The sequence below is a fragment of the Kitasatospora sp. NPDC032757 genome (genome assembly GCF_055579305.1).
Genome location: NZ_JBVINN010000012.1, coordinates 70,997 through 82,391, shown reverse-complemented (window position 1 = coordinate 82,391; position 11,395 = coordinate 70,997). Strand labels below are relative to the sequence as shown.

Below are 11,395 nucleotides of genomic sequence, written 5' to 3'. Positions count from 1 at the left end.
GGCGGTGCTGACCTGCGGCTTAGCTGCTCGATGAGAGATCCGCCGTTTGCGAAGTGTCCGGTTTGTACAGTCTGATGCGACGATTCGTACAATGCGCGCGGCGCGACTGTTCGTTTGCGACACTGGTGCTTTCGCGGGGTACTGTCCCATGTTTGTTCGGTTGGTCCTTGATGTCACCCCATGGCGTATCGAGTGACCGGCCGCTAGGACACCCTCCCCCGCCTAGAAGGATCGTCGTTTTGGCCAGCAACACCCTCGGCGCGCGCCTGCTGCGGCGCAAGCCCGTCTCCACCCTGATCGCCGAGAGTGAGGGCCACGACGCCCTCCCCGCCGGTGCGCCCGAAGAGGGCGGACGCTCCGGCATCCACCTGCGGCGTTCGATCGGACTCTGGCAGCTGTCCTCGATCGGCATCGGCGCCACCATCGGCACCGGCATCTTCTTCGTGCTCAGCACCGCGGTCCCCTCGGCGGGCCCGGCCGTGATCCTGTCCTTCGTGATCGCCGCGGTCACCGCCGGCCTCACCGCGCTCTGCTACGCCGAGATGGCGTCCGCGATCCCGGTCTCCGGCTCCTCGTACTCGTACGCCTACGCCACCCTCGGTGAGGGCGTCGCGTTCGCCGTCGGCATCTGCCTGCTGATGGAGTACGGCGTCTCGGCCTCCGCGATCGCGGTCAGCTGGGCCGAGTACCTGAACAAGTTCCTCGACCTGGCCTTCGGGACGAAGATCCCCGAGACGCTCTCCGGCGCGCCCGACAGCACCCACTGGTTCAACCTGCCTGCGCTGCTGCTGGTCGCGATGGTCTGCTTCCTGCTGATCCGCGGCGTCAGCGAGTCGGTCAAGGTCAACGCGGCCATGGTGGCCATCAAGATCCTCATCCTGGTGCTCTTCGTCGGCGTCGCGCTGACCGGCTTCCACTCCGGCAACCTGACCCCGTTCATGCCGCTCGGCATCGGCGGCGTGCAGGTCGCGGCCTCCAGCATCTTCTTCTCGTTCATCGGCCTGGACGCCGTCTCCACCGCCGGCGAGGAGGTCAAGAACCCGCGCCGCACCCTGCCGATGGCGATCATCATCTCGCTGGTCGTGGTCACCCTGCTCTACATCCTGGTCGCCCTGGCGGGCATCGGCGCCCAGCCCTGGGAGAAGTTCGACGGCCAGGAGGCCGGCCTCGCCCAGATCCTGCAGGACATCACCGGCCAGAGCTGGCCCGCGATGGTCTTCGCGATCGGCGCGATCCTCTCGATCTTCTCCATCACCCTCGTGGTGATCTACGGCCAGACCCGCATCCTGTACTCGATGGGCCGCGACGGCATGCTGCCCAAGCGCTTCGCCCAGCTCTCGCCGCGCACCGGCACCCCGGTCTGGAACACCATCGTGGTGGGCCTCGGCGTCGGCGCGCTGGCCGCCTTCATCCCGCTGGAGAAGCTGGCCGACATCACCAGCCTCGGCACCCTGATCGCCTTCTCGGTGGTCTCCATCGGCGTGATCATCCTGCGCCGCACCCAGCCCGACCTGCCGCGCGGCTTCAAGGTGCCCGGCTACCCGGTCGTCCCGCTGGTCAGCGTCGGCTTCTGCATCTACCTGATCACCGGCCTGCACGCCGACACCTTCGAGGCCGGCGGGGTCGCCCTCGTGATCGCCCTGGCCGTCTACTTCGGCTACAGCATCAAGCACTCCAAGCTGGAGCGCGCGGAGCAGCCCGACGCGGCCGACGTGCCCGCCGACAGCAAGGCCGGCTGACCATCACGGCCACCCGCGGACGGGGCCGCCGGACGGTGACGACACCCCGGCGGCCCCTTTCGTCCCCGTGGACACTCACATCCCGGACACGGCGACAGGGCGCGGTCCCCGCCAATAACCTTCCACCATGGTGAGCACCCGCACGCCCGGCCACTCCCGCTCGCGCGGCCGCTTCACCGGCCGTGGCGCGGCCGTCCCGCCCGCGGCGGCCGGACCACCGACCGGGCGCGAACGGCTGCGCCGCAGCCTGACCGCCAGGCCGTTCCCCCGTCAGCGTGGTGACGGCACGCTCTCGCCACCCCCCGATCGGCTGAATCCTGCCCGGCTCGCCTCGATGCGCCGCGTCCAACTGCTCGGCTGCCTGATCGCCGCCGGCTGGGCGGCGGCCTTCCCGCTCGTCTCCGACCTGCCCAACCAACGGCTCTGGGGCACCATCGCGGCCCCCGCGTACGCCCTCGCCGGGCTGCTCTGCCTGACCCTGCCCCGGCGGTTCGCCGCCCGTGCGGCGGCCGGGGTCGCCCTCCTGGGCGCCGTCCTGGTGCCGCTGGCGCTGCTGGCGCTGGAGGGCCGCCACCAGTCCGAGGTGATGGTGGTCGAACGCTCGGCGCACCTGCTGCTCAGCACCGGCAGCCCGTACCTGCCCCACCCGGTGGTCGTCACCGACTACAACCCGTACCTGCCGGCCATGACCCTGTTCGGGATGCCGCGCGCCCTGGTGGGCAGCGGCAACCCGGTGGCGCAGGTGGCCGGGGACGCCCGGATCTGGTTCGCGCTGACCTTCCTGGCGTGCCTGCTGGCCAGCTGGCGGCTGCTGCGGCCGTCCCGGGACCGCGCCCCGCTGCTGCCGCTGGGCGTGCTCACCGCCTCGCCGCTGATCGCGCTGGCGCTGGTGGTCGGCGGGGTGGACCTGCCGCTGATCGGGGTCTGCTGTCTGGCCATGGCGCTGGCCGAACGGGACCGCACCATCGGTGCCGGGCTGGTCCTGGCGCTGGCCTGCACGCTGAAGTGGACGGCCTGGCCGGCGCTGCCGGTGGCCGTGCTGCTGCTCTGGCGGCTGTACGGGCGGCGCCCTGCCGCCCGGGCCGGGCTGACCGCGCTCGGCGCGGGCCTGGCGGTGATCGGGCCCTCCGCGCTGGCCCGGGCGGACGCGCTGCGCGAGCAGGTGGTGCGGTTCCCGCTGGGGCTGACCGCGATCCAGACGCCCGCGGGCAGCCCGCTGCCCGGCAAGGTGCTGGCCGGGTTCGGGCCGACCGGGCACACCGTGTCGCTGGCGCTGATGACGGTCGGCGGGCTGGGGGTGGCGATCTGGCTGCTGGCCCGGCCGCCGGTCTCCGCGATCGCCGCCGCCGACCTGCTCGCGGCGGGGCTGGCGATCGCGTTCATGCTGGCGCCGGCCGGGCGGTTCGGATACCTGGCGCTGCCGGTGGTGCTGGTGATCTGGCCCCGGCTGGCGGCCCGGCGCTGGAGCGGGCGGCGGCCCGTCCCGTCCACCTGCCTGCTGGCTCGGCCGGAGCCGGCCCTGCCCCGGAGCTGACCGGGGCAGGGCGTTCCTCGGCAGGGCTCAGCGGGTGCCGGCCGCCTTGATGACGGAGGCGACGGCGGGGCCGGCCGCGTCGGCGCCGTGGCCGCCGCCCTGGACCTCGGCGGCGATGGCGATGTTGCCGCGGTAGGCGGTGAACCAGCTGTTGGTGGTCTCGACGCCGGTGGCCTCCGCCGAGCCGGTCTTGGCGCCCGCGTTGTCCGAGATTCCATTCATGACGGCCTTGGCGGTGCCGTCCTTGGCCGTGGCCGCCATCATCGCGCGCAGCTTGCCGGCGACGTCGGGGGAGAGCGACCGGGCGGCCTTCTGCTGCGGCAGGTCGGCGACCAGGATCGGCTGCTTGAACTCGCCGCTCTGCACGGTGGCGGTGATCGAGGCGATGGCCAGCGGGTTCATCTGGACCTTGCCCTGGCCGATGGACTGCATGGCCTGCTCATCCTTGTTGGTCCCCGGGTCCGGCACCTTGCCGTCGGAGTTGGTCAGGCCGGTCTTCCAGTCCATCCCGATGCCGAAGACGTCCTTGGCGGTGCTGCCCAGGGTGTTCGGCTTGAGGCTGGCCAGGCCCTGGTTGATGAAGGCGGTGTTGCAGGAGATCATGAAGTCCTGCTGGAGCGTGTTGTTCGGGTAGGCGTCCGGGAAGGAGTTCGGGATCGCCTGCGCGTTGCTGCTCTTCAGCGGGCAGGGCACCACGGTGTCCGGGTTGACGCCGGCCTCCAGCAGGGCCGTCGAGGTGACGATCTTCATCGTCGAGCCGGGGGCGAGCTGGCCCTCGAAGGCGCGGTTCTGGCCGTTGGCGGGCGCGTTGGCGAAGGCCAGGACCTGGCCGGTGCTCGGCTCGATGGCCACGATCGAGCCCGACTTGCCGCCGAGGTCGGTCATCGCCTTCTCGGCGGCGGCCTGGATCGCGTTGTCGATGGTCAGCTTGAACGGCTTGGCGGGCTTGGGCTCGACGATGGTGAACAGCTTGTCCTGGGCGCCCTTGCCGGCCGCGTCGGTGATCACCACGCCGCTGCCCGCGTCGCTCTGGTCCTTGGTCGGGTCCGACTGGAGGATCTTGCGGTAGTTCGTCTGCAGGGTGGAGAGCAGCGCCGGCGTGATCGAGCTGCCCTGCAGCGGCTTGCCGTTGCGGTCGACCACGTTGCCCGGCGGGGCGAAGACCGGCTGGGTGGAGATGACCTCGCCCGGGCCCAGGTGAGGGTGGAGCACCGAGGGCGCCCAGTGCACGGCCGGGGTGTTGTCGCTCATCTTCACGACGCTCAGGAAGCCGTTGTAGTCCCAGACCCGGTTGGTGCCCTCGAACTCGGCGCGGGCCTTGAAGCCCATCAGCACACCGGTCGGGGCCGCCGAGGCGGAGGCCGACGGCGCATCGGTGCCCGCCGCGGACGGCGTCGCCGAGGCGGAGGCCGCGCCGGTGGCCTTGGCGGCGGGGGAGGGGGTGCCGGTCGCCGAGGCGAAGGCGGCGGGGGTCGCCGGGCCGGACGGCGCGAGGGTCAGCCCGCTGGGCTTCACCTGGTCCTTGAAGGCCGTCAGCGCGGTGGTCGCGGCCGCCGGGTCGTCGGTCAGTCCGGCGGCCTTGGCGAGGTCACCGGCGGCCCAGGCCTCCAGGAAGTCCTTGGCGCCGGCCGTCGCCTGGTCCGCGCTGGGAGGTTCGGCCACCACCGTGCGGGCCTTCTTGCCCTGGGCTCCGTCCGTGCCGCCGGAGCCGCCGACGAGGCTGTACGCCCCGTACCCGCCGCCCGCGAGCACGGCCAGGGACACGCCGGTGATGATGCCGATCTTCGCGCCTCTGCGCATGGTGCTGCTCCCCCAAGGGTCTGGCGACTGGCCGCTTTCGGAGGTGGCCGGATACGCGTTCGGTGCTCAGCCTAGGCAGACCGGCTCCGCGCACTGACGAAATGCCGGGGTCTTGTGACGGATCTGGTACGTGTCGCGCACCACGTCGGCACCGTTCCCCCGCTCAGATCCAGCTGTTGAACCACATCCGCCTGCGCCAGTCGTCCATCGGAATCGTCTCCCCCGTGAACAGGGGGTAGAAGAAGAGAAAGTTCCACACGATCAGCAGCACCAGCAGCCCGGCCGCCGCCGAACCGATGATCCGGCGGTCCCGGGACGCCCCGGGCGGGCCGATCAGGGCGCCGACCATCATGGTGACCGCGAGCACCAGGAACGGCACGAAGGCCACCGCGTAGAAGAGGAAGATCGTCCGCTGCTGGTAGGCGAACCAGGGCAGGTAGCCCGCGGCCAGGCCGCAGAGCACCGCGCCGGCCCGCCAGTCGCGCCGGGCGGCCCAGCGCCAGAGGCAGTACACCAGCGCCACCACGCCGGTCCACCAGAGCAGCGGGGTGCCGATGCCCAGCACCTCGCGGGCGCACTCGCTCGCCGTGCAGCCGGCCTGGCCCTGCTTGGGGGACTCGTAGAAGAAGGAGACAGGGCGGCCCAGGACCAGCCAGCTCCACGGGTTCGACTGGTAGGTGTGCGGGTCGCTCAGGTGGGTGTGGAAGTCGTACACCGTCGAGTGGTAGTGCCAGAGCGCCCGCAGGCCCTCCGGGATCCACGGGTAGTCGGTGGACCGGCCGACCGCCCAGTCGCGGCCGTAGCCGCCCCTGCCGGGCACGGTGCTGCTGGCGAACCAGCCCCACCAGGAGGTCACGTAGACCACCGCGGAGACCACGACGACCGACACGAAGGCGGGCACGACGTCCCGCACCAGCGTCCACAGGTACGGGCGGCCCGCCCCGGCCAGGCGGCGGGCGCCGGCGTCCCAGAGCACCGTCAGCACGCCGAAGGCGGCCGCCACGTACAGGCCGCTCCACTTGGTCGCGCAGGTCAGGCCGACGCAGACACCGGCCGCGATCCGGTACGGGCGCCAGCCCAGGTTCAGCCGCTGGGCGGCCGCCGCGTCGGCGACGCCGCCGAGCCGCCTGGCGATCCGGGCCCGGGTGTGGTCACGGTCCAGCAGCAGGAAGCCGAAGGCGGCGAGGATCCAGAACATCACCACCAGGTCCAGCAGCGCCGAGCGGCTGAGCACGAAGTGCAGGCCGTCCACGGCGAGCAGCAGCCCGGCCACGCAGCCCAGCAGCGTCGAGCGGAACAGCCGGCGGGCGATCCGGGCCACCATCAGGACGGAGAGCGTGCCGAGCAGCGCCACCGCGAACCGCCAGCCGAACGGGTTCATCCCGAACAGCTGCTCGCCGGCGCCGATGATCCACTTGCCGACCGGCGGATGGACCACGTAGCTCGGGTCCGCCCGGTAGGGCACCGGCCCGCCCGCGATGATCTGCTCGTTGGCGCCGTCCGGCCAGTTGATCTCGTAGCCGCCGTGCCAGAGCGCGTAGGCGTCCTTGGCGTAGTACGTCTCGTCGAAGATGATCGCGTGCGGCTGCCCGAGGTCGGTGAACCGCAGGATCCCGGCGAACAGCGCCACCGCGAGCGGGCCGAGCCACCCCGCCCAGCGGAGGAGCCAGGACCACAGGGCCTCCGGCAGGGCTATGCCGAGCCGCAGCAGCAGCGGCCACGGCGCGACGCGGTCCGGCGTCACCCCCGGGCCGTCCGGCATCGGCGGCACCAGAAGCTCGGCGAGCGTGGCCCGCGGCGCCGGCGTGTAGCCGTACCGGGACAGGCCGCGCAGCCAGGCCGCACCCGCGGACCGCGGCCGCTCGGGCTCCGGCTCGGGCGCGCGCGGGGCCGGGACGGCGGGGGACGCCTGGTCCGTCAGGACCGGCACGCCGACGCCACCCTGCGCGGTGGGGTCTGTACCAGTGGGCGTCTCTGCCGCCGTGTCGCCGTTCATCCGCCACATCGTAGGGGCGCTTCCCACACGGAGAACGGCTCCCTCCGAAGCTGCCCGAATCGTCACCAAAAGCACCTGGGGCCTCGATGCTGGAAGGATGGGGCGCGTGACAGGAGTACTCGTTCTCGCAGGCACACCCATCGGCGACGTCTCGGACGCCCCGCCCCGACTGCTCACCGAGCTGGCCACCGCGGACGTGATCGCGGCGGAGGACACCCGGCGGCTGCGCCGGCTCACCCAGGCGCTCGGGGTGACCCCGGCCGGGCGGGTCGTCTCCTACTTCGAGGGCAACGAGGTCGGCCGCACCCCCGAACTCGTCGAGGCGCTGGTCGGCGGCGCCCGGGTGCTGCTGGTCACCGACGCCGGGATGCCCTCGGTCTCCGACCCCGGCTACCGGCTGGTGGCCGCCGCCGTCGCCGCCGACGTCAAGGTGACCGCGGTGCCCGGGCCGTCCGCCGTGCTCACCGCGCTGGCGCTCTCGGGCCTGCCGGTGGACCGCTTCACCTTCGAGGGATTCCTCCCGCGCAAGACCGGAGACCGGGCCCGCCAGCTCGCCACGGTCACCGCCGAGCCGCGCACCATGGTCTTCTTCGAGGCCCCGCACCGGATCGCCGAGGCGCTGGCCGCGATGGCCGAGGCGTTCGGCGCCGACCGGCCCGCCGCCGTCTGCCGCGAGCTGACCAAGACGTACGAGGAGGTCAAGCGAGGCCCGATCGGCGAGCTGGCGGCCTGGGCGGCCGAGGGCGTCAAGGGCGAGATCACCGTGGTGGTCGCGGGCGCCCCGCCGGCCGCCCCGCAGGAGCTGACCCCGGCCGAGCTGGCCCGCCTGGTGGCCGTGCGGGAGGAGGCCGGCGAGCGGCGCAAGGAGGCCATCGCGGCCGTCGCGGCGGAGCTCGCGCTGCCCAAGCGGGACGTGTTCGACGCGGTGGTCGCGGCCAAGAACGCGGCGGTGGTGAAGCCCTGAGACCGGGGGTGCCGCGGTCGGCGGGGGCGCGTACCTTGGAGAGAAGGCCCCGGGTAAACACCCGTTGAGCTGAAGCTTTGGCCGTGGTTTCCGGAGACGACCCACCCTTTCGTATAGGGATTCCCAATCCGCGTCCAAGACTTCACAAGACGGGCATCGACCGGGGCGTTCCGGGCATTTCCTGGATTGGAAAGACCCAGCCGGGCGAGCGTCCGGCGGGCGCTGGGAGACGGCTATGAGCGAGACGATCGGTAGCCCTCGTGGTGGTAACGCGCTGAGCGACCCCGGCCTGACCGGCCGGCCGCACTCTCCCGTGGAGACCGTCCGGGAGGCCTACTCCTTCGCGTGCCTGAGCTGCGGGTACGGCTGGGAGCAGGCGTACGACATCGAGCACCACGTGGCCCGCGACGGGCGGGTCGTGTTCGAGTACCACGCCAACGGTGTCAGGGTGCCGTCCCCGCTGCTCAAGCCGACCTGCCCGGGGTGTGGCGGCCACACCGTCCGGATCATGCGCGAGGGCCGGGTGGCCGTCGCGGACCAGCTCTGGCAGCACGCCCCCGGCTACTCGGCGCACGCCGAGCCGGCCGGGGTGCCGGTGGCCGCCCCGGTGGCCGCACCGGAGGCCGGTCCCGCCCGGCAGCGCGGGTTCCTGGGCCGGCTCTGGTCGCGGCTGACGGGCTGACGGGCTGACCGCCCGGCGGGCAGCGCGGCCCGCCGGGGAGGTGACGGGGCCGGCGGGTGGCGGTGCCGCCCGGGAGTCGACGGGGCCGGCGGGTGGCGGTGCCGCCCGCCGGGGTAACTCGGTCGAGGGCGGCCCCCGCACCCGATTAAGCTTTCCGACCATGGCGGCCACTGCAGAGCACAGCACCACCGGGAGCACGACCCCGGCGTACTACGTTTCCACCCCGATCTACTACGTCAACGATCGCCCGCACCTGGGCCACGCCTACACCACCGTGGCGGGTGACGTGCTGACCCGCTGGCACCGCCAGCGCGGCGAGAAGGTCTGGTACCTGACCGGCACCGACGAGCACGGCCAGAAGATCCTGCGGACCGCCGAGGCCAACGGGGTCAGCCCGCAGGAGTGGTGCGACAAGCTGGTCGAAGAGGCGTGGAAGCCGCTCTGGCAGCACCTCGACATCGCCAACGACGACTTCATCCGCACCACCCAGCAGCGGCACACCGACCGGGTGCAGGAGTTCGTCCAGGACCTGTACGACAAGGGCGAGATCTACAAGGGCGGCTACTCCGGCCCGTACTGCGTCGGCTGCGAGGAGTACAAGCTCCCGGCCGAGCTGCTCGACGGCGCCACCGAGGGCGAGAAGCTCTGCCCGATCCACAAGAAGCCGGTCGAGTGGCTGGAGGAGGAGAACTACTTCTTCCGCCTCTCCGCCTACGGCCCGAAGCTGCTGGAGTTCTACGCCGAGAACCCCGGCTTCATCGCTCCCGAGTCCGCCCGCAACGAGGTGCTCCGCTTCGTCGAGCAGGGCCTGCAGGACCTCTCCATCTCCCGCTCCACCTTCAACTGGGGCGTGCCGCTGCCCTGGGACGAGAAGCACGTGCTCTACGTGTGGGTGGACGCGCTGCAGAACTACATCACCGCCGCCGGCTACGGCAGCGACCCGGAGCGCTTCGCCGAGCTGTGGCCGGCCTCGGTGCACCTCGTCGGCAAGGACATCCTGCGGTTCCACGCGGTGATCTGGCCGGCCATGCTGATGGCCGCCGGACTGCCGCTGCCCAAGCGGGTCGTCGCCAACGGCTGGCTGATGGTCGGCGGCGAGAAGATGTCCAAGTCCAACCTGACCGGCATCGCCCCGCAGGACCTCACCTCGCACTTCGGCGTGGACGCCTACCGCTACTACTTCCTGCGGGCGATCCCGTTCGGCACCGACGGCTCGTTCTCCTGGGAGGACTTCACCGCCCGGTACACCTCCGAGCTGGCCAACGACTTCGGCAACCTCGCCTCCCGGGTGGCGGCCATGGTCGGCAAGTACTTCGACGGGGTGCTGCCGGCCGCCGTCGCCGCCGGCCCGGCCGAGCAGGCCGTCGCGGACGGGCTGACGGCGGCGGTCGCGACCGCCGACCGGAAGATCGGCGAGGAGCTGGACTTCGCCGGCGGCCTCGCGGCGGTCTTCGAGTTCGTCAAGCAGGTCAACGGCTACCTCACCGAGCAGGAGCCCTGGAAGGTCGCCAAGGACGACTCCGAGGAGGGCCGCGCCCGCCTCGCGACCATCCTCTACACCGCCGCCGAGGCGCTGCGGGCCACCGCCGTCCTGCTCAACCCGGTCATGCCGGCCACCGCCGAGAAGCTCTGGGTCTCGCTCGGCGCCGCCGAGGGCCTCGGCGAGCTGCCCGCACAGACCATCGCCACCGCGGCGGACTGGGGCCGGCTGCCCGCCGGTGCCACCGTCACCAAGGGCGAGATCCTGTTCCCGCGTCTCGAAGAGAAGCCCTCCGCCTGATGGCCAAGAAGGACGACGACCGGTCGACGCCGCCGCCACTGCCCGCCCCGCTGGCGGTGGCGGTCGCCGACTCGCACACCCACCTGGACATGCAGTCCGGCACCCCCGCCGAGGGCCTGGCACGCGCCGCCTCGGTCGGCGTGACCACCGTCGTCCAGGTGGGCTGCGACGTGCCCGGCTCACGCTGGGCCGCCGACCTGGCGGCCCAGTTCGAGCAGGTGCACGCGGCCGTCGCCCTGCACCCCAACGAGGCCCCGCGGATCTACCTGGGAGACCCGGACGGCTGGTCCGGGCAGCAGCGCCCGGCCGGCGGGCAGGCGGCGCTCGACGCCGCCCTCGCCGAGATCGACGCGCTCGCCGCGCTGCCGCACGTCCGCGCCGTCGGCGAGACCGGCCTCGACTACTTCCGTACCGGCCCCGAGGGCGTCGAGATCCAGAAGGAGTCGTTCCGCCGCCACATCGAGATGGCCAAGCGGCACGACAAGGCCCTGGTCATCCACGACCGGGACGCCCACGAGGACGTCATCGCCGTCCTGCTGGAGGAGGGCGCCCCCGAGCGGACCGTCTTCCACTGCTACTCCGGCGACGCCGCGATGGCCAAGACCTGCGCCGAGCACGGCTGGTACCTCTCGTTCGCCGGCCCGGTCACCTTCAAGGCCAACCAGCCCCTGCGCGACGCCCTCGCGGCCACCCCGCTCGACCGCGTCCTGGTCGAGACCGACGCCCCCTTCCTCACCCCGCACCCCTACCGGGGCCGCCCCAACGCCCCGTACCTGATCCCGGTCACCGTCCGCTCGATGGCCGGCACCCTGGGGCTGCACGAGGACGAGCTCGCCACGGCCATCGCGGCGAACACGGCGCGGGCGTTCGGGTACTGAGCCGGCCGAACGGACATCGGTC

General features: G+C 72.3%; 8 protein-coding genes. 6 read left to right on the top strand and 2 right to left on the bottom strand.

Translation table 11 applies throughout. The features are described from left to right. Positions 1–170: 170 nt before the first annotated feature. Positions 171–1,739: an amino acid permease gene (locus ACZ5WK_RS16555; RefSeq protein ID WP_465548208.1), complete on the top strand. Its 1,569-nt coding sequence runs from the start codon at positions 171–173 to the stop codon at positions 1,737–1,739. A 127-nt stretch (positions 1,740–1,866) separates the two neighbouring features. Next, on the top strand, positions 1,867–3,273 hold the full coding sequence (locus ACZ5WK_RS16550; RefSeq protein ID WP_465548133.1) for a glycosyltransferase 87 family protein: 1,407 nt from the start codon (positions 1,867–1,869) through the stop codon (positions 3,271–3,273). Positions 3,274–3,300: 27 nt separating this feature from the next. On the opposite strand, the gene ACZ5WK_RS16545 is transcribed toward ACZ5WK_RS16550, so the two are convergent. Both ACZ5WK_RS16545 and ACZ5WK_RS16540 read right to left on the bottom strand, forming a co-directional pair. Next, positions 3,301–5,073 carry a penicillin-binding transpeptidase domain-containing protein gene (locus ACZ5WK_RS16545; RefSeq protein ID WP_465548132.1) on the bottom strand — a complete coding sequence of 591 codons (1,773 nt, stop codon included), beginning with the start codon at positions 5,071–5,073 and terminating at the stop codon, positions 3,301–3,303. A 163-nt stretch (positions 5,074–5,236) separates the two neighbouring features. Next, positions 5,237–7,069: a dolichyl-phosphate-mannose--protein mannosyltransferase gene (locus ACZ5WK_RS16540; protein ID WP_465548131.1), complete on the bottom strand. Its 1,833-nt coding sequence runs from the start codon at positions 7,067–7,069 to the stop codon at positions 5,237–5,239. A gap of 106 nt (positions 7,070–7,175) precedes the next feature. On the opposite strand from ACZ5WK_RS16540, the gene rsmI reads away from it, so the two are divergent. The 4 genes from rsmI (at position 7,176) to ACZ5WK_RS16520 (ending at position 11,373) form a co-directional block, all read left to right on the top strand. Continuing rightward, positions 7,176–8,033: a 16S rRNA (cytidine(1402)-2'-O)-methyltransferase gene (gene rsmI, locus ACZ5WK_RS16535; RefSeq protein ID WP_465548130.1), complete on the top strand. Its 858-nt coding sequence runs from the start codon at positions 7,176–7,178 to the stop codon at positions 8,031–8,033. Between the two features lie 235 nt (positions 8,034–8,268). After that, on the top strand, positions 8,269–8,715 hold the full coding sequence (locus tag ACZ5WK_RS16530) for a hypothetical protein (protein WP_396324474.1): 447 nt from the start codon (positions 8,269–8,271) through the stop codon (positions 8,713–8,715). A gap of 160 nt (positions 8,716–8,875) precedes the next feature. Continuing rightward, positions 8,876–10,495, top strand: a complete 1,620-nt coding sequence (gene metG / locus ACZ5WK_RS16525) for a methionine--tRNA ligase (protein ID WP_465548129.1) — start codon at positions 8,876–8,878, stop codon at positions 10,493–10,495. Continuing rightward, entirely contained in the window at positions 10,495–11,373 is an 879-nt protein-coding gene (locus tag ACZ5WK_RS16520; protein WP_405361103.1) for a TatD family hydrolase, read from the top strand. Before metG ends, ACZ5WK_RS16520 begins: the two co-directional genes overlap by 1 nt. Positions 11,374–11,395: the final 22 nt, after the last annotated feature.

Excerpts from the sequence above, each read along its gene's own strand:
- ACZ5WK_RS16530 (WP_396324474.1), top strand. The coding sequence starts at position 8,269 with ATGAGCGAGACGATCGGTAGCCCTCGTGGTGGTAACGCGCTGAGCGAC.
- ACZ5WK_RS16550 (WP_465548133.1), top strand. The coding sequence starts at position 1,867 with ATGGTGAGCACCCGCACGCCCGGCCACTCCCGCTCGCGCGGCCGCTTC.
- ACZ5WK_RS16520 (WP_405361103.1), top strand. The coding sequence starts at position 10,495 with ATGGCCAAGAAGGACGACGACCGGTCGACGCCGCCGCCACTGCCCGCC.
- metG (WP_465548129.1), top strand. The coding sequence starts at position 8,876 with ATGGCGGCCACTGCAGAGCACAGCACCACCGGGAGCACGACCCCGGCG.
- ACZ5WK_RS16555 (WP_465548208.1), top strand. The coding sequence starts at position 171 with ATGTCACCCCATGGCGTATCGAGTGACCGGCCGCTAGGACACCCTCCC.
- ACZ5WK_RS16540 (WP_465548131.1), bottom strand. The coding sequence starts at position 7,069 with ATGAACGGCGACACGGCGGCAGAGACGCCCACTGGTACAGACCCCACC.
- ACZ5WK_RS16545 (WP_465548132.1), bottom strand. The coding sequence starts at position 5,073 with ATGCGCAGAGGCGCGAAGATCGGCATCATCACCGGCGTGTCCCTGGCC.